Below are 26,141 nucleotides of genomic sequence, written 5' to 3'. Positions count from 1 at the left end.
GGGGTCAGTCCTCCAGTGCGGCGAGGCCGGGGAGCGTCTTGCCCTCGAGGTATTCGAGGGAGGCGCCGCCACCGGTCGAGATGTGGCCGAATGCGGTCTCGTCGAAGCCCAGGATGCGGACGGCGGCGGCGGAGTCGCCACCACCGACGACCGTGAAGCCCGGGGAGTCGAGGAGGGCCTGGGCGACCGCCTTGGTGCCCTCCGCGTAGTCGGGGTGCTCGAAGACGCCCATGGGGCCGTTCCAGAAGACGGTGGCGGCGTCGGCGAGCTTCGAGGCGTACAGCTTGCGGGTCTGCGGACCGATGTCCAGGCCCAGCTGGTCGGCGGGGATGGCGTCCGCGGCGACGGTGTTGGGGTTCGCCGGCGCCTTGGTCTTCAGGTCCGGGAACTCGGTGGAGGTCACCACGTCGACGGGGAGTACCAGCTCGACGCCGCTCTTCTCCGCACGCTCGATGTACTCCTGGACGACCGGGATCTGGTCCTCCTGGAGGAGGGAGGCGCCGACCTCGTAGCCCTTGGCCTTGAGGAAGGTGAACACCATGCCGCCACCGATGAGGAGGCGGTCCGCCTTGCCGAGCAGCTGGTCAATGACGGCGAGTTTGTCGGAGACCTTGGAACCCCCGAGCGCTACGACGTAGGGCCGCTGGACGTCCTCGGTGAGCTTCTTCAGGACACCTACCTCGGTGGCGATGAGGTAGCCGGCGTAGTGCGGCAGGCGCGCCGGGAGGTCGTACACGGAGGCGTGCTTGCGGTGGACCGCGCCGAAGCCGTCGCCGACGTAGACGTCCGCGAGGGCGGCCAGCCGGTCGGCGAACTCGCCGCGCTCGGCGTCGTCCTTGGCGGTCTCGCCGGCGTTGAAGCGCAGGTTCTCGATGACGGCGACGTCGCCGTCGTGGAGGCCCGCGACCACGGACGTGGCGGATTCGCCGACCGTGTCGGTCGCGAACGCCACGCCCCTGCCCAGGAGTTCACCCAGGCGAGAGGCGGCGGTGGCGAGGGAGAAGGCGGGGTCCGGGGCGCCCTTGGGGCGGCCCAGGTGGGAGGCGACGACGACCTTGGCGCCCGCGTCCGCGAGGGCCTTCACGGTGGGCAGCACGGCGCGGATACGGCCGTCGTCGGTGATGGTGCCGCTGTCGAGCGGGACGTTCAGGTCGGCGCGGACGAAGACCCGCCGGCCGGCCACGCCTTCGGCGAGGAGTTCGTCGATCGTCTTCATGAAGAGGGCTCCTGGGAGGGCTGGTGGTCCAAGAGTGCTGATCTGTACGTGAGTCAGGGCTCGGACGGCGCGTCCCTGCGCTGCCCGAGCCCTGCGTTCACATCGTGGTGCCTGATCGGTGGATCAGAGCTGGTTGCCGACGAAGACCGTGAGGTCGACGAGGCGGTTGGAGTAGCCCCACTCGTTGTCGTACCAGCCGAGGATCTTCACCGACGTGCCTTCCTGGACCATGGTCAGGGAGGAGTCGAAGGTGCAGGACGACGGGTCGCTGACGATGTCCGAGGAGACGATCTCGTCCTCGGTGTAGGTCAGGTAGCCCTGCAGCTCGCCCTCGGAGGCCTTCTTGAAGGCGGCGTTGACCTCGTCCTTGGTGACCTCGCGGGACAGCTCCACGACGAGGTCGGTGGCCGAGCCGGTCGGGACCGGGACACGCATCGCGATGCCGTCCAGCTTGCCCTTCAGCTGCGGCAGGACCAGGGCGGTGGCCTTGGCGGCACCGGTGGTCGTCGGGATGATGTTCTCCGCGGCGGCACGGGCGCGGCGCAGGTCCTTGTGCGGGAAGTCCAGGATGCGCTGGTCGTTCGTGTACGCGTGCACCGTCGTCATCAGACCCTTGACGATGCCGAAGTTCTCGTCGAGGACCTTGGCCATCGGCGCCACACAGTTGGTGGTGCAGGAGGCGTTGGAGATGACGTGGTGGTTCGCCGGGTCGTACTTGTCCTGGTTGACGCCCATCACGATGGTGATGTCCTCGTCCTTGGCCGGAGCCGAGATGAGGACCTTCTTCGCACCGCCCGCGATGTGCTTCGCGGCGTCGTCCTTCTTGGTGAAGATGCCGGTCGACTCGATGACGATGTCGACACCCAGCTCGCCCCACGGGATGTCGGCGGGGTTGCGCTCGGAGAGCACCTTGATCGTGTGGCCGTCGACGGTGATCGTGTCGGCGGTGTGGGTGACCTCCTGCTTGAGGCGCCCCAGAATCGTGTCGTACTTCAGCAGGTGAGCGGTGGTCGCGGTGTCACCCAGGTCGTTGACAGCCACGATCTCGATGTCTGCACCCTGCTCCAGCAGCGCGCGGAAGTAGTTACGACCGATGCGGCCAAAGCCGTTGATGCCTACGCGGATCGTCACGAACCGATCTCCTCGTTGGTACGCCGGTTTCGAGACCGGCGAGCTGTATGGGATGTCCCCGACCGCCTACGACCCTACCTCCCTGTGGCCTCGGTGGTGACATCGAGATGTCCCATACACGGCAGGGCGGTCCGTACCCGCCAGTAGGGGTACGGACCGCCCTGGCCGAGAGCCGTGATCACTCACGGATCACTCGATTTCGCTACGGCGAGTCGGTCACCGTTGACCGGCCGGTTCACCCCTCGAGCGCCTCCAGCGCCTTGCCGATCAGGGTCGTACGGCCGATGGGCGCGGTGACGTGCTCCAGACCGAAGCCCAGCAGCACGGTGTCGTCCGTGGTGACGGCGCCGTACGTCTTGAACAGCTCGCCCGCGCGCCCCCAGTCCTTGACCACCGCGGGGCTGCCCGCGGGCGGTCCGGGGGTGCTCCAGGCACCCAGCGACGTCTCGAAGCCCTCGGCCTCCGCGGCGTTGCCGCCGATCACGACGGACGCGTTGTCGGCGAGGACGCCGCGCCCACCGGTGCCGGGGTCGGTGACGTAGCCGAGGGAGACCTCGACCTTCTTCCCGGCGTACGCGGAGAGGTCGAAGGAGACCTCCTGCCAGCCGGACGACGACCCGGTGAAGCTGTTCCAGGAACCGGACGTGCCGGTGGGCGTGCAGGTCCCTGAGGCGAGCGTCAGATACCGCTTGAGGGCGGGATGTGCCTGGATGAAGTACCCGGCGTCGCACTCGGCCGGCACTGCCGTGCTGGTCGCGCCGCCTGCCTCCGGGAGCGTGGTCCAGTCGTCGGCACCGGCCGTGCGCGCCTCCAGGAGGGCGTGGTCGTAGCTCTTCTCCGTGTCCCAGAGCAGCCTGGTCCGCAGAGTTGGCTTTTCGGACGCACTCACGGAGGTGAGGTCGATGGTGCGGGTGAGGCGGTTCCAGGCGTAGTCGCTGTGCGTGACGGCGGCCATGGAGGCGCCTTCGTACGGGCCGTACGGATTGACGGTGCCGGGGTAGGCGCCCGCTCCCGCGCTCTCGAACTGCGGGTGGGTGTCCGCGGGGAGCGTGTCGGAGGTGACGCTGTAGGACCCGGCGGCGTTCAGCGGGGCGCCGCCCAGCGGTGTGGTGGCGCCGAGGAGCGGGCCGGAGCCCTGGAAGGACGTGGCGTCCGGCAGGGACGTACGGGTGTAGGCGCCCAGGTAGTACTGACTGAAGTCGTTCGACAGGGTGCCGCCGCCGAGGTCGACGGAGCCGCCGGCCTGCTCGCCCGCCTCGATCAGGTTGCCGCCCTCGTTGAGGTAGGCGCGCAGCTGGAGCTGGGTGGCGTTGCCGGGAACGCCGGCGCCCGTGTAGTGGACGACCGTGTCGAAGTGGCTGAGCACGCCGAGCGCGTCGGGCGCGCCCTGGTTGGCGACGTCCCAGACGATGGCCCTGCGGCCGTTGGCCTTCAGCGCGTCGACGTAGGTCTTGGCCTGCGTGGCCGCCGCGCCCTCTTCGGCGACAACGAGCGTGTCGGCCCTGGGCCGTTCGGCGATCTTGTAGGTGAAGTGCTTGCCGGTGACCGGCTTTCCACTCCTTGTCCTGCCGGTGAACCAGACCTCGACCTTGTCGCCGGGCTCGCCGTCGCGGACCTTGGCCCGGTACTCGTCGAAGTGGATGTTGTCCTCACCGCCGTAGGTCTCTCCGCCCTTCCAGGGCCGCAGAGCGCTGTCCCGGGTACGGCCGCCGTTGACGCGGTAGTTGAGCTCCTTGTCGCGCACCGACTTCCGTGCGACGACGGAGACTTCCTGGTCGGCGCCGCGGGAGTACGACGTCGTGAACGGGGCCGGGGTGAAGTCGGCGGCCTTCAGGCCGACCGAGGAGGACGGCTGATCCGGGTGCGCGGCGGACTCGGCGACGGAGAGCGCGAACGGGATGTTCTTGGCGAACTCCTGCTGGATCAGGGTCTCGTCGTCCGGGAAGGTGAAGATCGACTGGCAGTCGTCCGGGTTCCATTGGTCGTCGGGGTCGACGCTGGACGCGGTTTCGCAGGTCGACATCTCGGGGGTGAACATCGCCATGCCGTTGACGTTCGCCGCGTGGCCGTCGGCCTCGCCGTTGGTGGTGTACAGCTCCGAGGAGACCTGCGGGTGGTAGCCGGGGATCGCGGAGTTCTCCGGCGTACCGGCGAGGGCCTCGTACACCGCGTCGTCCGGGGTGGGGGTGGCGACCTGCCAGCCGACTCCGTAGAGGAGGAGTTCGGCGGCGGAGTGGTAGTTGATGCCGTACTCGAATCCGATCCGCCGCTCGAAGGCGTCCAGGGCCCGGGTCTCGGGCTCGGAGTTCGGGGCCGCGCCGCGGTAGGTCTGGCTGGTGGGGTTGGGGGACGAACCCTCGTCGTCGTAACCCCACTTGTAGGCGAAGTTGCGGTTGAGGTCGACGCCGTCGCCGGTGCTGATGACGCCGTCGCCGTTGACGTCCCGCAGGTTCTTGCGCCACAGGCGGTTGTCGGAGTTCTCGAAGGTGTGGTCGTAGCCGTCCGGATTGGCGGAGAGGACGAACCACAGTTCGGTCGAGTCGACGATCTTCTTGATGCGCTTGTCGGTGGCGTAGTTGTCCACGTAGTGGTGCATCAGCCGCCGGGTCATCTCCGGGGTGATCCACTCGCGCGCGTGCTGGTTGGAGAGATAGAGGACGGCGGGCTTGGCGCCGTCCTTCGTCTTCTTGGCGTTCTTGGTGAGCTTCAGCGCCAGGATGTCCTGGCCGTTGACGGTCTTGCCGATGGAGACGACCTTGGTCAGGCCCGGGTTGGCCCGTGCGGTGGCGAGGATCTCCTGCCGCAGTCCGCCGTCCGAGCTGTACGGCCGGAACACGCCCTCGGCCGCGGCCTCGACGCGGGCCTCCGCCTTGCCGGAGAGCGTGTGCTCGGTGAGGTCGACGCCCTGTTTCTCGAGCTTGTCGGCCTGTTGGTCGGTGAGGTAGACCTCGACGGTGGCCGTGCCCTTGTCGGGCACCTGCTCGCCGAGTTCGTGGCCGTCCTGTCCGGTGGCCAGCAGCAGGGGTACCTGCTTCTTGGTGACGTCGGCGCGGAAGACCTTGACCTCGTCCCCTCCGGAGGCCGAACTACCGCTCTGTGCCTGGGCAATGGGTGCGATGCTCGCTCCACCGATCAGGAGCGTGCCGACAGCGAGGATCGTTCTCGCTCTATGTCTCATGAACCCCCCTAGCAAAGCTCGCCACAGCAGCGAACAGATGCCAGGCTCATGACAGTTCATGATCGAGTCAAGGGTGCCTCAACGCCGTGCAACACGCCGGTGCCGACGCCCAGTTGGGCGTCGGCACCGGCGTGTTGCATGCGTGTCCGGGTCAGCCGGCGTCGGCCATCTCCTCGGTGAGGCTGGACTCCGTGCCCGGGATGCCGAGGTCCTGGGCCCGCTTGTCGGCCATCGCGAGCAGTCGGCGGATACGGCCCGCCACGGCGTCCTTGGTCAGCGGGGGGTCGGCGAGCGCGCCGAGTTCCTCGAGGGAGGCCTGCTTGTGCTCCATGCGCAGTCGGCCTGCCGCCGCGAGATGCTCGGGCACGTCGTCGGCGAGGATCTCCAGGGCGCGCTGGACGCGGGCGCCGGCGGCGACGGCCGCGCGTGCGGAGCGGCGCAGGTTGGCGTCGTCGAAGTTGGCGAGCCGGTTCGCCGTGGCCCGGACCTCGCGGCGCATCCGGCGCTCCTCCCAGGCCAGCACCGACTCATGGGCGCCGAGCCGGGTCAGCAGGGCGCCGATGGCGTCTCCGTCGCGGACGACGACCCGGTCGACGCCGCGTACCTCACGGGCCTTGGCGGCGATCGACAGACGGCGGGCGGCGCCGACGAGGGCGAGCGCGGCCTCGGGACCCGGGCAGGTCACCTCCAGGGAGGACGAGCGGCCGGGCTCGGTCAGCGAGCCATGGGCCAGGAAGGCGCCGCGCCAGGCCGCTTCGGCATCGCAGGTGGCCCCCGAGACCACCTGCGGGGGCAGGCCGCGGATCGGGCGGCCACGGCCGTCGACCAGGCCGGTCTGCCGGGCCAGCTGGTCACCGCCGGCGACGACCCGCACGACGTAGCGCGAACCGCGGCGCAGCCCGCCGGGTGCCATCACGATCAGCTCGGAGCTGTGGCCGAAGATCTCCAGGATGTCCCGTTTAAGCCGGCGAGCCGCCATCGCGGTGTCCAGCTCCGCCTCGATCACGATGCGCCCGCTCACCAGATGGAGGCCGCCGGCGAACCGCAGAACGGCGGAGACCTCCGCCTTCCTGCAGCAGGTCCGGGTGACGGGGAGCCGGGAGATCTCATCCTTCACCGCTGCCGTCATCGCCATGGGCCGATCCTTCCATGCATCCGAAAAATACGGTCGTACGCGGCGGCCAGCAGCTCCGGGTCATGCCTGGGGCTGCCGTCCCTCCGGGCCACCGGCGCCAGCTCGACCGCCGCACCGAGCCGCTTGGCGGCCTCGGTGAGTACAGCGCGGTCGGGCACGGCGGCCTCGTCGGCCAGCACCACGTCCAGGGCGAGTTTAGGGGCGTGTCGTCCCAAAACCTCCAAATGACGCTGCGGGGAGAAGCCCTCGGTTTCTCCGGGCTGCGGCGCGAGGTTCAGGGAGAGTACCCGGCGTGCCTTCGTCTGCGTGAGGGCGTCCAGCAGCTCGGGCACGAGCAGATGCGGGATGACCGAGGAGAACCAGGAGCCGGGGCCGAGCACCACCCAGTCCGCGTCGAGGACCGCCTCGACGGCCTCGGGGACGGCGGGCGGGTCGTGCGGTACGAGGTGCACGGACTGCACCTCGCCGGGGGTGAGCGCGACGGTGGCCTGGCCGCGGACGGTGTCGACCTCCTCGGGCCGGTCCGGGTCGTGGCCCTTGACCAGGGCCTGGAGCTCCAGCGGTACCGCGGACATGGGCAGCACGCGGCCGTGCGCGCCCAGCAGCTTGCCGACCAGGTCCAGGGCCTGGACATGGTCGCCGAGCTGCTCCCACAGGGCGACGATCAGCAGATTGCCGACCGCGTGGTCGTGCAGGTCGCCCTGGGACTGGAAGCGGTACTGGATGACGCGGGACCAGGTCTGGCCCCAGTCGTCGTCGCCGCAGAGCGCGGCCAGCGCCTTGCGCAGGTCGCCGGGCGGCAGCACGCCCAGCTCATCGCGCAGGCGCCCGCTGGAACCGCCGTCGTCGGCCACCGTGACGACGGCGGTGAGGTCGCCGGTGATCCGGCGCAGTGCGGCGAGCGAGGCGGACAGGCCCATGCCGCCGCCGAGGGCGACGACCTTGGGCTGTGTGCCGCGGCGGCGTGCACGGCCGCCGCGGGCCTCGGCGGGCCGGCCGGCCCGGGCCTCGGGCACGGCCCGGCGCAGCCTGCTCAGCCGCGGTGTACGTCCTGTCATTCCCGTCCCATGTCCCGGTGCACGACCACCGTCTCCACACCCTCGGCCGCGAGCCGCGCGGCGAGCTTCTCCGACATGGCGACCGAGCGGTGCTTGCCGCCGGTGCAGCCGATGGCGATGGTCACATAGCGCTTGCCCTCACGGCGGTACCCGGCGGCGATCAGCCGCAGCAGTTCGGCGTACCGGTCGAGGAACTCCTTGGCGCCGGGCTGGTTGAAGACGTACGCGGCGACCTCCTCGTGGGTGCCGGTGTACGGGCGCAGCTCCGGGACCCAGTGCGGGTTGGGCAGGAAGCGCATGTCCGCGACCAGGTCGGCATCGACGGGAAGGCCGTACTTGAAGCCGAAGGACATGACGGTGGCCCGCAGCTCGGGCTCCTCGTCGCCGGCGAACTGGGCGTCCATCTTGGCGCGCAGCTCGTGCACGTTGAGGCTGGAGGTGTCGATCACCAGGTCGGCGTCGCCGCGCAGCTCACGCAGCAGCTCACGCTCGGCGGCGATGCCGTCGACGATGCGGCCGTCGCCCTGCAGGGGGTGCGGGCGGCGCACCGACTCGAAGCGGCGGACCAGGGCGTCGTCGGAGGACTCCAGAAAGACGATCCGGCGTGTGACGTGCTTGGCCGCGAGGTCGGCGAGGGACTCGCGGAGGTTGTCGAAGAAGCGCCGGCCGCGGACGTCGACGACGACCGCGATCCGGGCGACGTTGCCCTGGGAGCGGGCGCCGAGCTCCACCATGGTGGGGATCAGCGCGGGTGGGAGGTTGTCGACGACGAACCAGCCGAGGTCTTCCAGACACTTGGCTGCTGTCGAGCGGCCGGCCCCGGACATGCCGGAGATGATCACCAGCTCGGGGATGGCCGTCTCGGGGGCCCCGGCGGTGTCGCTGCCCGTAGTCACCTGTTCTCCGTCGCTCTGGTCTTCCTGGCCTGTGGGTTGCTTGTCCTGCTCGCTCATCTCTCCATCCCCCGTCGCTCGTCCGGGGTGCCCGCGGACACGGGCTCCCCCGGGGTGCCCGCCGTCGTCTCGGGCGCCCCGTCTTCCATGTCGTCCATGATCTCTCCGGTCGCCGTGTTCACGGCGGGTGCCGCCGGGGCCGCCTGGGCGAAGGCCACGGCAATGGTCTCGGCCGTCTTACGACCTATGCCCGGAACCTCACAGATCTGGTCAATTGTCGCGGATCGCAGCTTTTTCACGGACCCGAAGTGTTTGATCAGTGCCTGCTTGCGGGTCTCGCCGAGTCCCGGCACATCGTCCAGGGGACTCGACCGGAAGCGCTTGGCACGCTTGGCGCGCTGATAGGTGATCGCGAAACGGTGGGCCTCGTCGCGGACCCGCTGGAGCAGATAGAGACCCTCGCTGGTGCGGGGCAGCACGACGGGGTCGTCCTCGTCCGGCACCCAGACCTCCTCCAGGCGCTTGGCCAGCCCGCACACGGCGATGTCGTCGATGCCCAGCTCCTCCAGGGCCCGCCGGGCGGCAGCGACCTGCGGCCGGCCACCGTCGACGACGACGAGTTGCGGCGGGTAGGCGAAGCGCTTGGGCCGTCCGTTCTCCTCGACGAGGCCGTCCTCCTCGCTCCACTCCCCCGTCTTCTCCTTCTCGGCGAGGTACCGCCTGAAGCGGCGGTTGATCACCTCGTGCATGGAGCGGACGTCGTCCTGGCCCTCGAAGCCCTTGATCTGGAAGCGCCGGTACTCGCTCTTGCGCTGGAGGCCGTCCTCGAAGACGACCATGGAGGCCACGACGTCGTCTCCCTGGAGGTGCGAGATGTCGTAGCACTCGATGCGCAGGGGGGCGCTGTCCAGGTCGAGAGCCTCGGCGATCTCCTCCAGGGCGCGCGAGCGGGTGGTGAGGTCGGAGGCGCGCTTGGTCTTGTGCAGGACGAGGGCCTGCTGGGCGTTGCGCTGCACCGTCTCCATGAGGGCCTTCTTGTCGCCGCGCTGCGGGATGCGCAGGGAGACGATCGAGCCGCGGCGGTCGGTGAGCCACTGCTGGACGGGTTCGACCGGGTCGGGCAGCGCCGGGACGAGGACCTCCTTGGGGACCGCGTCGCCCGTCTCCTCCCCGTAGAGCTGCTGGAGGGCGTGTTCCACCAGGGCGCCGGTGGTGATCTCCTCGACCTTGTCGGTCACCCAGCCGCGCTGGCCGCGCACGCGTCCGCCGCGGACGTGGAAGATCTGCACGGCCGCTTCCAGCTCGTCCTCGGCGACCGCGATGAGGTCGGCGTCGGTCGCGTCGGCGAGCACGACCGCGCTCTTCTCCATGGCCTTCTTCAGGGCCTCGATGTCGTCGCGCAGGCGGGCCGCCCGCTCGTACTCCATCTCCTCGGCCGCCGCCGTCATCTGCTTCTCCAGGCGGCGCAGGTACGTGCCCGTGCGGCCGGCCATGAAGTCGCTGAACTCCTCGGCGAGTTCGCGGTGCTCCTCGGCGGAGACCCGGCCGACGCAGGGCGCGGAGCACTTGCCGATGTAGCCGAGCAGGCAGGGGCGGCCGGTGCGGGTGGCGTTCTTGAAGACGCCGGCCGAGCAGGTGCGCACCGGGAAGACGCGCAGCAGAAGGTCGACGGTGTCGCGGATCGCCCACGCGTGCCCGTACGGCCCGAAGTAGCGCACGCCCTTCTTCTTGTGGCCGCGCATCACCTGCACGCGCGGGAACTCCTCGTTCATCGTCACGGCGAGGTACGGGTAGCTCTTGTCGTCGCGGTACTTGACGTTGAACCGGGGGTCGTACTCCTTGATCCAGGAGTACTCCAGCTGCAGGGCCTCGACCTCCGTGGACACCACGGTCCACTCCACGGACGCGGCCGTGGTGACCATGGTGCGGGTGCGCGGGTGCAGGCCCGCCAGGTCCTGGAAGTAGTTCGCCAGGCGCTGGCGCAGGCTCTTCGCCTTTCCGACGTAGATCACCCGGCGGTGCTCGTCGCGGAACCTGTACACCCCGGGCGAGTCGGGGATCTGCCCCGGCTTGGGGCGGTAGCTGGAGGGGTCGGCCATGTTTCACACCCTACTGGCGAGGGGTGACAGAGCGACGAGCCTGTGGACAACGCCTATCGGGTCTCGAGAAAGGTCAGGACCGCAAGGACACGGCGGTGGGCGTCGGTGTCCTCCTGAAGGTTCAGTTTGCCCAGGATGCTGCGCACATGCTTCTCGACGGTGCCCTCGGTGACCCACAGGCGGCGGCCGATGCCCGCGTTGGAGCGGCCCTCGGCCATCAGGGCGAGCACCTCGCGCTCACGGGCGCTGAGCTGGGAGAGCGGGTCGTCGCGGCGCTGGGCGGCGAACAGTTCGTGCACCAAGGAAGGGTCGACGACCGAGCCGCCCCGGTGGATCCGTTCCAGGGCCTCGATGAACTCGTCGACCACCGTGACCCGGCTCTTGAGGAGATAGCCGACCTGCCGGCCGCTCGCCAGCAGCTCCAGGGCGTCCTCGACCTCGACGTACGCGGACAGCACGAGGATGCCGGTGCCGGGGTGGCGCTCGCGGATCGTGCGGGCCGCCTTCAGGCCCTCGGTGGAGTGGTCCGGCGGCATTCTTATGTCGACGATCGCGAGGTCGGGTCTTAGCTCGGCAACCAGTTCCAGCAGCCGTTCCGCGTCACCCGCCTGGCCCACCACGTCGTATCCGACGCGCTCGCAGAGGCTGGCGAGACCCTCGCGCAGCAGAACGTCGTCGTCGGCGAGTACGACCCGTCCCCGCGCGGGCTGCTGCGATGCGTCCATGGTCCCGGCTCCCCTTGCCCGGCCGATGTCCTGCGCCCCAACAGCCTGCCCGACCGCCTGGGTTACGGCTAGCCGGAAGCGGAATTGGGGGGTGGCCGTGACGACATGGGGACATCGGCAGGCGATGCTCTAGGCAGCGGTTGCAAACGGACCGGCAGCCTCCGCAGGAGGCCGCGGGTCACGGCGAAGGGCGCGGCGGATGCGGCGGACGCGGATCGAGAAAGCACGGCGGCCGGCCCGGACCCGCCACGACGCGGACGATCTGTACGCGCGGGCCCTGGACCCCAGAGACCCCGACATCGTGCGAGCCAAGCGTCTGCGGCTCGCCGGGAACGGCGGTACCGACCGCCTCTAGAGCCGGACGGCAGGCCCACCGTCCGAAGAGGCCGCCCGGAGCGTATGCGCACGTCACAGAGTCCTGGGTCCCCCCGTCCCGGACGACTCCCCTCGTGTACGTTCCGGGCGGTCACGTATCCGGCGCGGCCCCGTTCAGCGGCAACCGTACGGTCAGGGTCGTGCCCTGGTCCGGCGGGCTGCTGACGGCCAGCCTGCCGCCGATCGCCTCGACACGGTCGATGAGGCCGATCAGGCCGGAACCCCGTGCGGGCTCGGCGCCGCCCGTCCCGTCGTCGGCGATCGTCACCTCCAGGACGTCGTCGTAGGTCCGCGCCGTCACTTGTACGACGCTCGCGCGCGCGTACTTGGCGGCGTTGGTGAGGCATTCGGAGGTGACGTAGTAGACGGCGACCTCCGTCTGCTCGGCGAGCCGGTCCGGCGGCAGACGGAGGTCCAGCTCGACGGGGACCGGGGAGCGCCGGGCCAGGGCGCGCAGGGCGGGACCGAGGCCGCCCTTGGAGAGGATCGCCGGGTGGATGCCGCGGGCGACCTGGAGCAGATCCGCGAAGGCGTCGTTGAGCCCCTTGGCGATGTGGTCGAGCTGGTCGGGCAGGGCGTCGGGCTGCTCCTCCAGCATCGACTGAGCCGTCCTCAGGTCCAGTTGGAGCGAGACCAGGCGCTGCTGGACCCCGTCGTGCAGATCGCGTTCGATACGGCGCCGGGAGGCGTCCCCGGCGGCCACCACGCGCGCGCGTGACGCCGTGAGCTGGGCCCGGCTGTCGGCGTTGGCGAGGGCGGTTGCGGCGAGTTCCGTGAAGTCGGCGAGCCTCGACTCGGTGCCCGGGGGCAGGGGTTCCGGCCCGGCGGCGGCCGCGACGACGGCACCCCACAGACGGCCGTCGACGACGATCGGCGCACCGACGGCACACCCCACGCGCGCGGGGCGCCGCGTCGCCGCCACCTCGGCCGCGACCGCCTCGCCCTCGGCCGCGGGACCGCGGGCGGTACCGAGGACGGTGGCGGTGCCGTCGGCGGCGTACCGCAGGACGGCGACGGAGCCGCTGCCCAGGACCGTGCCGACCTGGTCGGCGACTTCGGAGAACACCTCCTGCGGCGGCACACCGCGGGCCACGAGGGTGGCGACCCGGCGCAGCGCCGCCTGCTCACGGGCCGTGCGGCGGCTCTCGGTGACGTCGCGGGCGGCGGCGTAGATGAGGCCTTCGTCGGTGACGGGGCGCGCGCTCCACTGGAGCCAGCGTTCGGTGCCGTCGGCCCGCAGCAGGCGGTTCTCGAACTCGGCCAGCTCCACACCGCCGGCGAGCCGTTCGAGGGCGGCACGCGTGCGTGCCCGGTCGTCCGGGTGCACGAACTCCAGCAAGGGCGTGCCGATGAGGGCCTCGGTGGTGTGGCCGAGGGTCCGTTCGAAGGCGGGATTGACCCGCTTGAAGAAGCCGTCGAGCCCGGCGATGCACAGCAGGTCGAGCGAGAGGTGGAAGATGCTCGCCAGCTCCCGCTCCGCCTGTCGGCGCCGTCCGTGGGCCGCGGCGAACGACGCCATGGTGCCGTTCATGCCGCCCAGCAGCCGCGCCCAGGTCCCCTGGAACGCGCCGACGTCCGCCCGGTGCTGGAGCCGGTTGTCGTCGATCGCCTCGTTCATGGCGTGGATCTCGGCGGCGAGCTGTTCTGTGGTCACCCGCAACTCGCGGAACGTGTCGGCGACGTCTCCGAGTTCGTCCCGGCCGGCGTACCGGATGTCGTACGACAGATCGCCCTCCGACAGCGCCCTGGCGCCCGCGGAGACCTCGCTCAGCGGCCGGGTGATCGAGCGCCGCAGTGCCAGCGCGAGGGCGGTGACGGAAGCGAGGACGCCGATGGAGACGACGAGGTCGCGTATCTCGCGCCGCTGGGCGGCGTCGAGGTCGGCGGCGGCGGTGCGTCCCAGCTCGGCCGCCGCCCGTCCCTGGATGCCGCGCAGGGCGTCGATCCGGGCCGTCGAGGCGGTCATCCAGCGGTCGTACGACGGCCAGTCCCGTCCGCTGTCCGGATCCGCGAGTGTGTCCCGGGTCTTGCGCACGACCAGGCCCGGGTTCTGCAAGAGCGTGGCGTAGAGCTCGCTCTGGAGGGCGGCGGAGGCGGTCTGCCGGAAGGCGTCCAGGCGGGACCGCTCCAGGGCCGGCCAGCGGTTCGTGGCGACTGCTCGGGCGGGCGGGGCGTGGAAGAGGACGGCGAGTTCGGCGCGTTCGCGTTCGGCGGCCTCGATGGCGTCCAGGAGCGCGAGGTGCGCATCGGCGGCGCGGCCCGACTCCCGGGTGGGGCGGCCGGATTCGAGGGTGGCGACCGTGCTGAGCAGGTCGTCCTCGATCGTGTCGTACTGGCCGGCGAGCTGCGGGGCAGTGAGGGAGCCGGTCCGGATCTGGATGCGCAGGGCGTGCAGCTTGCGGTCGGCGGCGTCGAGCCGGCCGGGGACGTCGGGTTGGCCGGTCCAGGAGCGGCTGTCGTCGAGGGCGTTGTGGAGGACGGCCTCGGTGGCCTGCTGGGTGGCGGACCGTTCCCGCAGGGTGGTCGAGCCGGGGCGCAGCCGGGCCTGGACGGCCGCGATGCGCTCCCGGGCGACCGCATCGGTGAGCGCCGTGGTCGCGAACGACACCTGGGTCGCGGCGCTGAACTCCTCCAGAGCCCGTGCCTCCCGCCACTGGCTCACACCGCCGACCAGAGTGAAGACCAGCATGGACGTCACCGGCAGCAGCACGAGGAGCATCAGCTTCCGGCCGATGCGGAGACGGGCGAGGAAGGGGATGCGCGGCGCGGTGAGTGGTCGAAGGCGGAGCATGACCGGCTCTCAGGTTCCAGGGGTGGATTCCAGGGGCGGATTCCAGGGGGCGTATCCCCCGCGAACTCCGCGGGGAGATCGAATGGTTCGGTGGCCCGGCGGCCGTCCACGGGCGCGCGCCCTGCGGGGCGGCACGTCCGGTCTACGGCCCGTTCGTCGGATAGCCGTCGTGAGCGGCCAGGTCCTCGTCGATCCGCTCGGCCGCCGCGTCCAGGGTGGACTGGACAGGAGCCCCGTCGAGCATGATCTTCGCGAAGGCCCGGGAGAAGGCGTCCGTGATCGTCGGATAGGCGGGGGTCTGTGGCCTGGGGCGGGCGAATCCGCCCCGCAACTGCTCGAGGAACAGGCGCTCGGCGCCGCCGCGGGCGTACTTCGTGGAGAGCTTCAGGGCGCTGTTCGTGGCCGGAATCGCCCCGTTGGCCACGGTCATCCGGTGCACCTGCGCGGGCTCGAGCAGATACGAGAGGAACCGCCAGGCCGCGTCACCGTCGGTGGCGTCCGCCGGGATGCCCCACTGCCAGGAGCCCATGCCGGTGACGGTGCCCGAGCCGAAGTCGGGCAGCGGAACGATCGTGACGTCACCGGGAAACGCCTTGTCGAACTCCCCGTACACCCAGTGCCCGCACCAGCTGATCGCGCTGCGGCCCGTCACGAACGCCCGGTCGTCCTCGACGAGGTCGACGAGCCCTTCCTCGACCCAGCTCCGCATCGTGGTCAGCGCCTTGACCGACTCCGGCCCGTTCACGTGGCCGTCGGCCGTGCCTCCGCTCCGGGGGTCGATGAGGTCGCCGCCCGCCGACCACACGGCGGGCGCGAAGCCGTACGTGTTCCACTCCTCGCCCGGTGACGCGTCGACGAGCCGGAGGTCGAGCGGGGCCTGGTAGCCCTGCTCGCGGAGTTCGCGGAGGATGCCGGTGAGTTCGGTGGCCGTCCAGGCGTCGTCGGGGCCGGCGGGTATGCGTACCCCGGCTTCCTTGAGGGCCGACGTACGCACGCACAGCCCGAGGCCCGAGTCGAAGGTGCCGACGCCCCACAACCGGCCCGCGTAGCTGCCCTGTCGGCGGATCGAGGGCAGCAGATCGTCGCGGACGCCGTCGGGAACGCAGGAGTCGATCGGCTTGAGCTTGCCCGACCAGGCGTAGCTGTACAGGTTCGGCCCGTCGAAGTCGAGCAGGTCGGGCAGGTCGCCGCTGGCCGCGGCGGACAGCACCAGGTCGGTGTACGGGCGGTTCTCGGGCAGCGTGACCAGCTCGACCCGCACTTGCCGCTGCCCCTTGTTGAACTCGCGGACCTGCGCCTTCAGCGTGCGGAGCTCACCACTCGGCCCGGCGTGGAACCACACCCTGAGGTGCACGGTCCCGTCGATCTTCCCGTCACAGGTGGTGTCCTTGCGCGCCGAGCGCCCGTCATCCGACGAGCCGCTGCCTCCGCTGTCGCAGGCGGCCAGCAGGAGAGCGGCACACAATGTCCCCGGCACCAGGACACCCCGGACCCGGCGGACGCAGGGCCACGCGCGCGTGCCCGTGCTTTCGTGCGACACCTTCGTGGCGTTCATGACGCACCCCCTCACCGGGCGACACGGGCCTCCCCAGGGTGCCGTCATGCTACCGCCGGTCGGCGGGCGACTGCGCTGGGTGAGTCCGAACCGTCTCTTCCGGCACAGGACTTCAGCACTTTCCGGCTAGCAGGAAGGCGCAGCCGCCCCTTGGTTGGCAATCTGTGCCCATGACCTTGCGCTGTCTCCTCGTCGATGACAGCGCCCGGTTCCTGGAGGCCGCATGCGCCTTGCTGGAGCGGGGTGGTGTACGGGTCGTCGGTCTCGCCACGACGGGCGCTGAGGCGCTCGCGCTGGCCAGACAGGCGGCACCGGACGTCGCGCTGGTCGATCTCGACCTCGACGGCGAGAACGGCTTCGATGTGGCCCGGCTGCTGACCGGCGAGGTACCCGCGGTGATCCTGGTCTCGACCCACTTCCGGGAGGACTTCCAGGAGCTCATCGCGGCCAGCCCCGCGCGCGGGTTCCTGCACAAGTCCGCGCTGTCCGCCCGCGCGATCCAGGAGGTTATCGGCAACGACGACCCCGGCGCGCCGACTTGACGTCGGGGACGGCGACACGGCCGGGACCGCACCGTCCGTTCCGCATGAGGTGTTGTCGGGACCTGGTCAACACGCTTCAATGCGGGGGAACTCGGGGCCGTGAACGCAGGCGTACGGATGTGAAGACTTCCCCGGCGCCGACGGGGGTGGCCCCCTGACAGCCTGCGCGAACGGTCTGACCAGCCGTTGAACATTCGACAGAAGGGCCCCTGCATGCCGCACGCCACCCAAGCCGCGGACGTCGCCGCCGAACTGGACACGGCCCTGCGAGGCGGCCCGTTCCACGTCGCGCTGCGCGCCGCGATCGCCGCCCGTGGACTGCCGCTGCAGCGCGTGCAGCACCATCTGTCCCGCTACGGCGTCAAGGTCGGTGTGACGAGCCTGAGTTACTGGCAGCAGGGGGCACGGCGCCCGCAGCGCCCCGAGTCGCTGCGGGCCGTGCGGGCGCTGGAGGAGATCCTCGGGCTGCCGGAGGAGTCCCTGATCCGGCTGCTCGCCGACACCGACGAACCCTCCTCCGCCGGGCAGCGGCCCGCCGGACGCTCCTACCGCTCGTTCGTCGAGGCTTCGGGCGTCCTTGAGCGGCTGCTGGCCGACCTCGATGCGCGGGCCGAGGGCGGGCTGCATGCCCTCGGACACCACGAGCGGATACGGATCGGGGCGCACCGCGAACTGCAGGGCCGCGAGTCGCACCACATCGTGCGCGCCCACCGGGACGGCGTCGACCGCTTCTTCGCCGTCCACCACGGCGACGAAGGGTGCGCTCCGGAGCGCATGACGGTGCACGCCCTGGAGAACTGCCGTACGGGGCGCATCTGTTGGGATCACGCCACGGGTGTGCTGGTGGCCGAGCTGCTCTTCGACACCCGGCTGCGGGCCGGCGACACCTTCCTCTTCCGGTACGGCGTCGAGGACGGCACCGCCGGTGTCTCCCGCGAGTACGTCCGCGGGTCCGGGCCGGCGGGCGGCCAGTACGCCCTTGAGGTGCGGTTCGACGAACACGCCCTGCCGGTGCGCTGCCACCGGTTCCATCAGCACTCGCCGGCCGCGCCCCGCAGCGGCCGCCAGGAGCTGACGCTGAGCGGACGGCACCACTCGGTGCACATCGTCGAGCCGCGGGTGCGGACGGGGATGGTGGGGATCGGGTGGGACTGGGAGTGAGGGGGCGGGGCTGAGGGCGGGTTGCGCTGGGGGCGGGCCGCGCTCGGGGCGGGTGTGCTGGGGGCGGGTGTGCTGGGGGCGGGTGTGCTGGGGGCGGGATTCGGTCGGGGGCGAGACTCGGTCCGGGTGGGCTGTTGTTCGGTTGCTCGTAAACGTTTGCGCAAGCGTTTACGTCCGCCGTCGGATGGGATACCTTCCCGGTCGGAGGGCCCACGCCGGCCCGGGAAGGGGAACGGGACGTGCCGACCATGGCCGATGTCGCACGGAGCGCCGGCGTATCCGTGGCGACCGTCTCGCACGTGCTGAACGACACGCGGCCGGTGCTGCCCCACACCCGTCAGGCAGTCCTGGACGCCATGGAGGAGCTCGGCTACACGCCGAACACCCTCGCCCGCTCACTGGTCACGTCCCGCACCCGCTCGATCGGGCTGGCGGTGTCGGCGATCAGCAACCCGTACTTCACGGAGATCCTCCAGGGTGTCGAGGCCTGCGCCCTGGAACACGGCTACAGCCTGCTCATCGCCGACCCGCACGACGACCCCGAGCACGAGCGCAAGGTCGTCCAACTCCTGCACGAGCGACGCGTGGACGGCATGATCGTCGCCCCCTCCGCGGACCCGCGGGAACTCCTCGCGTACCTCGACCGGCACGCCGTACCCACCGTGCTTCTCGACCGGGTGGTCGACGCGGACGGGGCGTCGCGCTTCGACCAGGTCTGCGCCGAGAGCGCGGCACCGACGACGCGGTTGGTCAGCCATCTCGCCGAGCTGGGTCACCGGCGTATCGGCCTGGTCGCGGGCCTGGCCGGGCTCAGCACCACCGCCGAGCGGATCACCGGCTACCGGCACGGCCTCGCCGCCGCCGGGCTCCCGTACGACGAACGTCTCGTCGTGCACGGCGACTCAGAGTCGGCGGGCGCCGAGCGGGCCACCGCCGCCCTGCTGTCCCTCGGCGCACCGCCCAGCGCGCTGGTCACCGCCAACAACACGATGACGCTCGGCGCCCTGCGCGCGCTGCGCGCCCACGGCCGGTCCGTGCCCGACGACATCGCGCTGTGCTGCTTCGACGACTTCGCCTGGGCGGACCTGTTCTCGCCCCGGCTCACCGCGATCGCCCAGCCCAGCAGGGAGATCGGCGCCCAGGCGGTCCGGGTGCTGCTGGACCGCCTCTCCTCGCCGGACCGGCCCGCCCGGACCGTACGGCTCGACTGCACCTTCGTCCATCGCACCTCGTGCGGCTGCGCCGAGCAGCCCGGCCGGCCCCGCACGCCCGAGAAAGGAACGTCTCGTGATCGTCGTCGCCGGTGAGGCCCTGATCGACCTGGTACCGCAGGGCCGGGGCGCCCTCGCGGGCCTGCAGCCGGCGCTCGGCGGCGGCCCCTACAACACGGCGGTCGCCCTCGGCCGCCTCGGCTCCCCCACCGCCTTCTGCTCCCGGACGTCGTACGACGCCTTCGGCGAGGCGCTGCTCGACGGGCTGCGGCAGGCGGACGTGGACGTGTCGGCCGTACAGCGCGGCGCCGAACCGACCACGCTCGCGGTCGCCACGATCGACGGGAACGGCTCGGCCGCCTACTCCTTCTACGTCGAGGGCACCGCCGACCGCCTCTTCGCCGTGCCCGACCGGCTCCCCGAGTCGGCCCGCGCGGTGTCCTTCGGCACCTGCTCGCTCGTCCTGGAGCCGGGCGCGACCGCGTACGAGGAGCTGATGCGCACCGCGTCCGCGCAGGGTGTGTTCACCGCGCTCGACCCGAACATCCGCGCCGGACTGATCCCGGATGCGGACGCCTATCGCGCCCGCTTCAAGAGCTGGCTGCCTTCGGTGTCGCTGCTCAAGCTCTCCGAGGAGGACGCCTTGTGGCTGGGCGGCACCCCGCGCGAGTGGCTGGCCGCGGGGCCCTCGGCCGTCGTGATCACGCAGGGCGGCGACGGGCTGACCGCCTTCACCCGGGACGGCGCGGTGCACTCCGTGCCGGGCGAGGTGGTCGATGTCGTCGACACGATCGGCGCCGGCGACACCGTGAACGCGGCCCTGTTGCACGGCCTGTCCGCATGGGAGGCCCTGTCTCCGGAGGCGCTCACGAAGCTGGGCGCCGAGGGCTGGAGCCGACTGCTGCGGTTCGCGGCGCGCGCGGCGGCGATCACCTGCTCACGGGCGGGGGCGGAGCCTCCGTACGCCTCTGAGCTGGGTGATCTGTAACGGGCTTCCGGTGCGGTGCCGCCCGGCGGGGAGCCGGGCGGCACCGGTGAGTCCGCTCAGGCCTTGCGGGCCCGAGTCGTCTTCTTCGCGGGCGCGGCCTTCTTGGTGGCGCCGGCCGCCTTCTTGGTCGCCGTGTTGTTGGCGGTCCTGACCGTGGCCGTCTTCTTGGCGGTCGACTTGGCCGCGACCGTCTTCTGGGCCGCCGCTCTGCGTGGAGCCGTGACGTCGGCCGCGTCGCTGATGCGGTCGGCGCCGAGGATCTCCTGCAGGAACTTGCCGGTGTGGCTGGTGGGCACCCCGGCGACCTCCTCGGGCGTGCCCTCGGCGACGACGAGACCGCCGCCGGCGCCGCCCTCGGGGCCCATGTCGACGACCCAGTCGGCCGTCTTGATCACGTCGAGGTTGTGCTCGATGACGATGACGGTGTTGCCCTTGTCGACCAGGCCGCCGAGCACGGTCAGCAGCTTGCTGATGTCCTCGAAGTGCAGACCCGTCGTCGGCTCGTCCAGGACGTAGACCGTGCGTCCGGTGGAACGCTTCTGGAGCTCGCTGGCGAGCTTCACGCGCTGGGCCTCACCGCCGGACAGGGTGGTCGCGGACTGGCCGAGACGGACGTACCCGAGACCGACGTCGTGCAGCGTCCTGAGGTGGCGGGCGATCGCGGGGACGGCCTCGAAGAAGTGCAGGGCCTCCTCGATCGGCATGTTCAGGACCTCGGCGATGGACTTGCCCTTGTAGTGGACCTCCAGGGTCTCCCGGTTGTAGCGGGCGCCGTGGCAGACCTCGCACGGGACGTACACGTCCGGGAGGAAGTTCATCTCGATCTTGATCGTGCCGTCGCCCGCGCAGTTCTCGCAGCGACCGCCCTTCACGTTGAACGAGAAGCGGCCGGGCATGTAGCCGCGGACCTTCGCCTCGGTCGTCTCGGCGAACAGCTTGCGGACGTGGTCGAAGACGCCGGTGTACGTCGCCGGATTCGACCGCGGGGTGCGGCCGATGGGCGACTGGTCGACGTGGACGACCTTGTCGACGAGGTCGTCACCGTCCACGCGCGTGTGCCGCCCGGGAACGCTGCGGGCGCCGTTGAGTTCGCGGGCCAGGTGCGTGTACAGGATGTCGTTGACCAGCGTCGATTTGCCGGAGCCGGACACGCCCGTGACGGCGGTGAACACGCCGAGGGGGAACGAGACGTCGATGTCCTGGAGGTTGTTCTCGCGGGCGCCGTGCACCGTGAGCCGGCGCGTCGGGTCGTGCGGGCGCCGGATGTCGGGCAGCGGGATGGACTTCTTGCCGGACAGGTACTGCCCGGTCTGCGACTCGGCGTTGTCGAGCAGCTCCTCCAGGGAACCGCTGTGCACGACCTTGCCGCCGTGCTCACCGGCGCCGGGGCCGATGTCGACGATCCAGTCGGCAACCTTGATGGTGTCCTCGTCGTGCTCCACGACGATGAGCGTGTTGCCCATGTCGCGCAGCCGGACGAGGGTCTCGATGAGCCGGTGGTTGTCGCGCTGGTGCAGGCCGATGGACGGCTCGTCGAGGACGTACAGGACACCGACGAGACCGGAGCCGATCTGGGTGGCCAGGCGGATGCGCTGGGCCTCACCGCCGGAGAGCGTGCCGGCCGCGCGGTTCAGCGAGAGGTAGTCCAGGCCGACGTCGACCAGGAACCGCAGCCGCTCGTTGACCTCCTTCAGCACGCGCTCGGCGATCTTCTTGTCGCGGGCGCTGAGCTTCAGCTCGCCCAGGAAGTCGGCGCAGTCACTGATGGACATCGCGGAGACCTCCGCGATCGACTTCTCCATGATCGTGACCGCGAGGACGATCGGCTTCAGGCGCGTGCCCTCACAGGTGGGGCAGGGCACCTCGCGCATATAGCCCTCGAAGCGCTCACGGCTGGCGTCGCTCTCGGCCTCGCTGTGCCGGCGCTTGACGAAGGGGACGGCACCTTCGAAGGGGGTCGTGTAGACGCGCTCGCGGCCGTACCTGTTTCGGTACCGGACCTCGATCTGGGTCTTGTGGCCGTACAGCAGCGCCTTCCTGGCGCGCTGCGGGAGCCCTGCGAAGGGGATGTCCGTCCGGAATCCCAACGCATCCGCGAGGGCGCCGATCAGGCGGCCGAAGTAGTCCTTGGTGTGGCCGTGCGACCAGGGGTGGATGGCGCCCTCGTCGAGGGACTTGTCCTCGTCCGGGACGATCAGCTCGGGGTCGACCTCCATGCGCGTACCGATGCCGGTGCACTCGGGGCAGGCGCCGAAGGGCGAGTTGAAGGAGAAGGAGCGGGGCTCCAGCTCCTCGAAGGACAGGTCGTCGTACGCGCAGTACAGGTGCTCCGAGTACATGCGCTCGCGCTCGGGGTCGTCCTCGGGGAGGTCGACGAAGTCGAGTACGACCATGCCGCCGGAGAGGCCGAGCGCAGTCTCGACGGAGTCGGTGAGACGGCGCTTGGCGGAGTCCTTCACCGTGAGGCGGTCGACGACCACCTCGATGGTGTGCTTCTCCTGCTTCTTCAGCGTGGGCGGGTTGGAGAGCTGGATGGTCTCGCCGTCCACCCGCGCGCGGGAGTAGCCCTTGGTCTGGAGATCGGCGAAGAGGTCGACGAACTCGCCCTTGCGCTCACGCACCAGCGGCGACAGCACCTGGAAGCGGCTCCCCTCCGGCAGCTCCAGGACCTTGTCGACGATGGCCTGCGGCGACTGCCGCGTGATCGGGCGGCCGCACTCGGGGCAGTGCGGCTTGCCGATGCGGGCGAAGAGCAGGCGCAGATAGTCGTAGACCTCGGTGATGGTGCCGACCGTGGAGCGCGGGTTGCGCGAGGTCGACTTCTGGTCGATCGAGACAGCCGGGGACAGGCCCTCGATGAAGTCGACGTCCGGCTTGTCCATCTGTCCGAGGAACTGGCGGGCGTACGAGGACAGCGACTCCACATACCGCCGCTGGCCCTCCGCGAAAATGGTGTCGAAGGCCAGCGAGGACTTGCCCGACCCCGACAGGCCCGTGAAGACGATGAGCGAGTCGCGCGGCAGGTCGAGCGAGACATTCTTGAGATTGTGCTCGCGCGCGCCACGGACGATGAGACGGTCGGCCACGCCGGTCCGCACCTTTCTTGAGAGAAGTGACAGGGGCGAGGCCCCCGTGCTTTCTCAGACTAGGGGGAGCCACTGACAACGCCGGGTCGGATTCTCGAAGGCATAACAATCCCGGGCCATCCAGCATGCCCGACGCCGCTCCCGACGATATAGCACGGGCTTTCGATTTACGGCACACGTTCACCACCTTCACCCAAAGGTGTGGCGAGGCTAGGGTCAGCACCATGATTGATCACGCTCGTGACCTGGTGTCTGTACGTGACGCGACGGAGCGGCTGCTCAGCGCAGCCGTGAAGCTGGACGACGCGGCGGTGACCGAGCCGTCACGGCTCCCCGGCTGGACCCGTGGCCATGTCCTCGCCCACCTCGCCCGCAATGCGGACGCCCTCGTGAACGTGTTCCAGGGCCGGCCCATGTACGTCTCCGCCGAGGCCCGGGACGCCGACATCGAGCGGGACGCCCCGCGCCCCCTCGACGTCCAGCTCGCCGATGTGCGGGACAGCGCCGCCCGCTTCCAGGAGGCGGGGGCCGTACCCGCGGACTGGTCGCGCACGGTGGAGCTGCGGGGCGGAGTGACCGACTCGGCGTCCCGGGTGCCGTTCAGGCGGTGGGTCGAGGTGGAGCTGCACCATGTGGACCTCGGGATCGGGTACGAGCTGGAGGATCTGTCGGAGGAGTTCGTCGAGCGGGAGATCGACTTTCTCGCGGCACGGTTCACGGGCCACGCCGACGTGCCGCCCACCCGTCTCACGAACGGCACGCGCACGTGGAGCACGGGCCGGGAGGCCGATGCACCGGACGTCACCGTGACAGGGAGCCGGCCCGACCTGCTCGGCTGGCTCGCCGGGCGCCGGGACGGCTCCGGGCTGACCGCGGGCGGCGGTCCGCTGCCCGCACTGCCCCCGCTGTAGGGCGCGATCGGTTCTCGGGCACCTCCCCGCTATAGGCTGCCGCCATGACGTACAGCGGAGAGGTGACGGCCGGCGGCCCGGCGGACGTGCACGAGCTGAAGGACCTGATGATCACCAAGATCGCGGTCGGTCCGATGGACAACAACTGCTATCTGCTGCGCTGCCGGGCCACGGACGAGCAGCTGCTGATCGACGCCGCCAACGACGCGGAGACGCTGATCGGCATGATCGGTGACGACGGCATCGCGTCCGTCGTCACCACGCATCAGCACGGGGACCACTGGCAGGCGCTCGCCGAGGTCGTCGCGGCCACCGGCGCCCGCACCTACGCCGGCCGGGACGACGCAGACGGCATCCCCGTGCCGACCGACGTCCTGGTCGACGACGGCGACACCATCCGGGTGGGACACGTGGAACTCACCGCGCGCCACCTGGTCGGGCACACGCCGGGCTCCATCGCCCTCGTCTACGACGACCCGCACGGACATCCCCACGTCTTCACCGGCGACTGCCTGTTCCCGGGCGGTCCTGGCCGGACAACACGTCCGGAGGAGTTCAACTCCCTGATGGGCGGCCTGGAGACCAGGCTATTCGACGTACTGCCCGACGAGACGTGGATCTACCCCGGTCACGGCAACGACACCACCATCGGCACGGAGCGGCCTTTCCTCGCGGAGTGGCGCGCACGAGGCTGGTAACCGCCCAACGATGACCGCCCCCGTTTCTAACCGAAGCGGGGGCGGTCGCGCGTTCAGTCCGTCGGCGCTCGGGGAGCGTCATGCCCCACGGACGGTGGCGTCCAGAACTCCGTCGCCGACGCCAGCAGCAGACCGCCGGAGGTGGGGTGCCGGTAAGAACCGTGTCACCAGCCGAATACGCGGTCGGCCAGGACAGAGTCAACGAGGGGCATCGCTCTTGCGTGGCCGCACGCTTGAAGCCTCCGCTGTCACGGCCCTACCCAGTTCCCGCGGCTGCCGGCCTTGAGCTACGGCAGCGGATTGCCTCTGGAGGTAGCCATGCGCCCACGCCCTGACTGCCGCTTCTACCTCCTCCGCGGAAGCCCCGGGTAGCGACCCGGAAAAGAGCTCCATGCTGTGAGCGTCGTTAAGCACATCCTTGACGAGGTCCGCTTCTTCCGTCGAAGAAACTTCTGAGTAGCTCAGTGCACGGCCATGGCCCATGCCGCCACCATACTGCTTCCGCTTACCGGCGACAGAACTTGCACACCCCCGCCGGATTACCGAAGATCGTTCTCTTCATGAACTCCAGCGCAGCACGCCGCACCGCAGACTCCGGTTGACCGTGCACATGCGGAAACTGCGAGACCCAGCCCTCAATCCGGCTGTAGTGGTTCTCCGCACGACCAGGTCTCCCCGCGTGAAGGTCTCGAAAGCGGATGCACATTCTCAGGTCAGCGGGTGTCTCCGGCCGGGGATCAAAGAGGCTGCTCATCCGGACTGACCACCCACCCTCCGGCCAAGGCATCTGAACAAGTAGACGAACGGGTAAACGAACGGCCAGACGAACGGCCAGACCACCCACTTGATCGGCCAAGTGATCACCGCGAAGATCCACAGGAGGAACCGGGAAGTCCTCGACCGGGTAGGCGTTGACTCTGGGTCACGGGTGTACAGCAGCCTTTTCTGCTCCGCAGCGAGAAGTCCGGCCGCCGAACCCACCGCCGCCGGAACCGCGAGCCAGCCAGCGAAACGGAGAACGATCGCCATGAACTGTTGAACAGGTCGTAGATGTAGATCGCCTTTGGGAGCGAACGGATCCGCATACCCGAGCATGAATCGAGCGGCCAGGACCCAACGGAAGCCAAGAACAACAGTGACCGTCACGTACATAGCCCCCAGCGCAACGAAGAGCCAAACCCCTCGGTGGCGGAACCAAACGAAGAAGGGCCAGCGCACCCATTTCCAATAGACGACGGCGATCCGGCGCCACATCGTCAGGGGCGGCGGATCGGTCATGCCGAGCGCCAGGTAGGCACGCCGGGAGGCGCGCTCCGCCCGGCGCTGCATCCGGCGGATGGCGGCCAGGCGCGCGGCCACGTCCGGCTCGGTACCCATGATCGCAGGCT

19 protein-coding genes are annotated in these 26,141 nt (G+C 70.3%); 7 read left to right on the top strand and 12 right to left on the bottom strand.

The annotated features are described in order from the left end of the window. Positions 1–4: 4 nt before the first annotated feature. From OG828_RS37135 to OG828_RS37100, 8 genes are all read right to left on the bottom strand, one after another. Positions 5–1,216 (bottom strand): phosphoglycerate kinase, encoded by a 1,212-nt coding sequence (locus tag OG828_RS37135; RefSeq protein ID WP_328503654.1) that lies wholly within the window; start codon positions 1,214–1,216, stop codon positions 5–7. A 123-nt stretch (positions 1,217–1,339) separates the two neighbouring features. Next, positions 1,340–2,347, bottom strand: coding sequence for a type I glyceraldehyde-3-phosphate dehydrogenase (gene gap, locus OG828_RS37130; protein WP_328366724.1), 1,008 nt, complete (start codon positions 2,345–2,347; stop codon positions 1,340–1,342). Between the two features lie 235 nt (positions 2,348–2,582). Further along, complete coding sequence (locus OG828_RS37125; RefSeq protein ID WP_328503653.1) at positions 2,583–5,525, bottom strand: M14 family metallopeptidase; 2,943 nt, start codon at positions 5,523–5,525, stop codon at positions 2,583–2,585. Positions 5,526–5,676: 151 nt separating this feature from the next. Beyond that, positions 5,677–6,660, bottom strand: coding sequence for a DNA-binding protein WhiA (whiA, locus tag OG828_RS37120; RefSeq protein WP_210575804.1), 984 nt, complete (start codon positions 6,658–6,660; stop codon positions 5,677–5,679). Beyond that, on the bottom strand, positions 6,651–7,718 hold the full coding sequence (locus tag OG828_RS37115) for a gluconeogenesis factor YvcK family protein (RefSeq protein ID WP_328366716.1): 1,068 nt from the start codon (positions 7,716–7,718) through the stop codon (positions 6,651–6,653). Before OG828_RS37115 ends, whiA begins: the two co-directional genes overlap by 10 nt. Further along, positions 7,715–8,671 carry an RNase adapter RapZ gene (rapZ, locus tag OG828_RS37110; RefSeq protein ID WP_328503652.1) on the bottom strand — a complete coding sequence of 319 codons (957 nt, stop codon included), beginning with the start codon at positions 8,669–8,671 and terminating at the stop codon, positions 7,715–7,717. Before rapZ ends, OG828_RS37115 begins: the two co-directional genes overlap by 4 nt. Next, entirely contained in the window at positions 8,668–10,710 is a 2,043-nt protein-coding gene (uvrC, locus tag OG828_RS37105) for an excinuclease ABC subunit UvrC (protein ID WP_328503651.1), read from the bottom strand. The genes rapZ and uvrC overlap by 4 nt, the downstream gene beginning before the upstream one ends. Before the next feature lie 53 nt (positions 10,711–10,763). Continuing rightward, positions 10,764–11,435, bottom strand: coding sequence for a response regulator transcription factor (locus OG828_RS37100; RefSeq protein WP_328366708.1), 672 nt, complete (start codon positions 11,433–11,435; stop codon positions 10,764–10,766). A gap of 199 nt (positions 11,436–11,634) precedes the next feature. Here OG828_RS37100 and OG828_RS37095 point away from each other — a divergent pair, with 199 nt between their 5' ends. After that, positions 11,635–11,790: a hypothetical protein gene (locus OG828_RS37095; RefSeq protein ID WP_328503650.1), complete on the top strand. Its 156-nt coding sequence runs from the start codon at positions 11,635–11,637 to the stop codon at positions 11,788–11,790. A gap of 111 nt (positions 11,791–11,901) precedes the next feature. Here the strand turns inward: OG828_RS37095 and OG828_RS37090 are convergent, their stop codons facing one another. Both OG828_RS37090 and OG828_RS37085 read right to left on the bottom strand, forming a co-directional pair. Continuing rightward, complete coding sequence (locus OG828_RS37090) at positions 11,902–14,601, bottom strand: nitrate- and nitrite sensing domain-containing protein (protein ID WP_328503649.1); 2,700 nt, start codon at positions 14,599–14,601, stop codon at positions 11,902–11,904. A 142-nt stretch (positions 14,602–14,743) separates the two neighbouring features. Beyond that, positions 14,744–16,156: an ABC transporter substrate-binding protein gene (locus tag OG828_RS37085; RefSeq protein WP_328503648.1), complete on the bottom strand. Its 1,413-nt coding sequence runs from the start codon at positions 16,154–16,156 to the stop codon at positions 14,744–14,746. Positions 16,157–16,326: 170 nt separating this feature from the next. On the opposite strand from OG828_RS37085, the gene OG828_RS37080 reads away from it, so the two are divergent. The 4 genes from OG828_RS37080 to OG828_RS37065 all read left to right on the top strand — a co-directional run bounded on the left by OG828_RS37080 (position 16,327) and on the right by OG828_RS37065 (position 20,058). Further along, entirely contained in the window at positions 16,327–16,698 is a 372-nt protein-coding gene (locus OG828_RS37080; protein ID WP_328503647.1) for a response regulator, read from the top strand. 213 nt (positions 16,699–16,911) lie between these two features. Next, positions 16,912–17,859 (top strand): hypothetical protein, encoded by a 948-nt coding sequence (locus OG828_RS37075; RefSeq protein ID WP_328503646.1) that lies wholly within the window; start codon positions 16,912–16,914, stop codon positions 17,857–17,859. 239 nt (positions 17,860–18,098) lie between these two features. Continuing rightward, a complete protein-coding gene (locus OG828_RS37070) occupies positions 18,099–19,166 on the top strand; it encodes a LacI family DNA-binding transcriptional regulator (protein WP_328503645.1) in 1,068 nt (355 codons plus the stop codon). Next, positions 19,147–20,058: a carbohydrate kinase family protein gene (locus OG828_RS37065; protein WP_328503644.1), complete on the top strand. Its 912-nt coding sequence runs from the start codon at positions 19,147–19,149 to the stop codon at positions 20,056–20,058. Before OG828_RS37070 ends, OG828_RS37065 begins: the two co-directional genes overlap by 20 nt. 56 nt (positions 20,059–20,114) lie before the next feature. Here the strand turns inward: OG828_RS37065 and uvrA are convergent, their stop codons facing one another. Continuing rightward, a complete protein-coding gene (uvrA, locus tag OG828_RS37060; protein WP_328503643.1) occupies positions 20,115–23,144 on the bottom strand; it encodes an excinuclease ABC subunit UvrA in 3,030 nt (1,009 codons plus the stop codon). Positions 23,145–23,368: 224 nt separating this feature from the next. Between uvrA and OG828_RS37055 the strand changes: the two genes are divergently transcribed. Further along, on the top strand, positions 23,369–24,055 hold the full coding sequence (locus OG828_RS37055) for a maleylpyruvate isomerase family mycothiol-dependent enzyme (RefSeq protein ID WP_328503642.1): 687 nt from the start codon (positions 23,369–23,371) through the stop codon (positions 24,053–24,055). A 44-nt stretch (positions 24,056–24,099) separates the two neighbouring features. Then, the gene (locus OG828_RS37050) at positions 24,100–24,753 is read left to right on the top strand and encodes an MBL fold metallo-hydrolase (protein WP_328503641.1); all 654 of its coding nucleotides are present in this window, start codon (positions 24,100–24,102) and stop codon (positions 24,751–24,753) included. Between the two features lie 750 nt (positions 24,754–25,503). On the opposite strand, the gene OG828_RS37045 is transcribed toward OG828_RS37050, so the two are convergent. Then, complete coding sequence (locus OG828_RS37045) at positions 25,504–26,130, bottom strand: hypothetical protein (protein WP_328503640.1); 627 nt, start codon at positions 26,128–26,130, stop codon at positions 25,504–25,506. Positions 26,131–26,141: the final 11 nt, after the last annotated feature.

Origin of the sequence: Streptomyces sp. NBC_00457 (assembly GCF_036014015.1) — a bacterium.
Classification (GTDB): Bacteria; Actinomycetota; Actinomycetes; order Streptomycetales; family Streptomycetaceae; genus Streptomyces.
This window is presented reverse-complemented; position numbering and strand designations above follow the sequence as displayed.

Excerpts from the sequence above, each read along its gene's own strand:
- OG828_RS37135 (WP_328503654.1), bottom strand. The coding sequence starts at position 1,216 with ATGAAGACGATCGACGAACTCCTCGCCGAAGGCGTGGCCGGCCGGCGG.
- OG828_RS37125 (WP_328503653.1), bottom strand. The coding sequence starts at position 5,525 with ATGAGACATAGAGCGAGAACGATCCTCGCTGTCGGCACGCTCCTGATC.
- whiA (WP_210575804.1), bottom strand. The coding sequence starts at position 6,660 with ATGGCGATGACGGCAGCGGTGAAGGATGAGATCTCCCGGCTCCCCGTC.
- OG828_RS37115 (WP_328366716.1), bottom strand. The coding sequence starts at position 7,718 with ATGACAGGACGTACACCGCGGCTGAGCAGGCTGCGCCGGGCCGTGCCC.
- rapZ (WP_328503652.1), bottom strand. The coding sequence starts at position 8,671 with ATGAGCGAGCAGGACAAGCAACCCACAGGCCAGGAAGACCAGAGCGAC.
- uvrC (WP_328503651.1), bottom strand. The coding sequence starts at position 10,710 with ATGGCCGACCCCTCCAGCTACCGCCCCAAGCCGGGGCAGATCCCCGAC.
- OG828_RS37100 (WP_328366708.1), bottom strand. The coding sequence starts at position 11,435 with ATGGACGCATCGCAGCAGCCCGCGCGGGGACGGGTCGTACTCGCCGAC.
- OG828_RS37095 (WP_328503650.1), top strand. The coding sequence starts at position 11,635 with ATGCGGCGGACGCGGATCGAGAAAGCACGGCGGCCGGCCCGGACCCGC.
- OG828_RS37090 (WP_328503649.1), bottom strand. The coding sequence starts at position 14,601 with ATGCTCCGCCTTCGACCACTCACCGCGCCGCGCATCCCCTTCCTCGCC.
- OG828_RS37085 (WP_328503648.1), bottom strand. The coding sequence starts at position 16,156 with ATGAACGCCACGAAGGTGTCGCACGAAAGCACGGGCACGCGCGCGTGG.
- OG828_RS37080 (WP_328503647.1), top strand. The coding sequence starts at position 16,327 with ATGACCTTGCGCTGTCTCCTCGTCGATGACAGCGCCCGGTTCCTGGAG.
- OG828_RS37075 (WP_328503646.1), top strand. The coding sequence starts at position 16,912 with ATGCCGCACGCCACCCAAGCCGCGGACGTCGCCGCCGAACTGGACACG.
- OG828_RS37055 (WP_328503642.1), top strand. The coding sequence starts at position 23,369 with ATGATTGATCACGCTCGTGACCTGGTGTCTGTACGTGACGCGACGGAG.
- OG828_RS37050 (WP_328503641.1), top strand. The coding sequence starts at position 24,100 with ATGACGTACAGCGGAGAGGTGACGGCCGGCGGCCCGGCGGACGTGCAC.
- OG828_RS37045 (WP_328503640.1), bottom strand. The coding sequence starts at position 26,130 with ATGGGTACCGAGCCGGACGTGGCCGCGCGCCTGGCCGCCATCCGCCGG.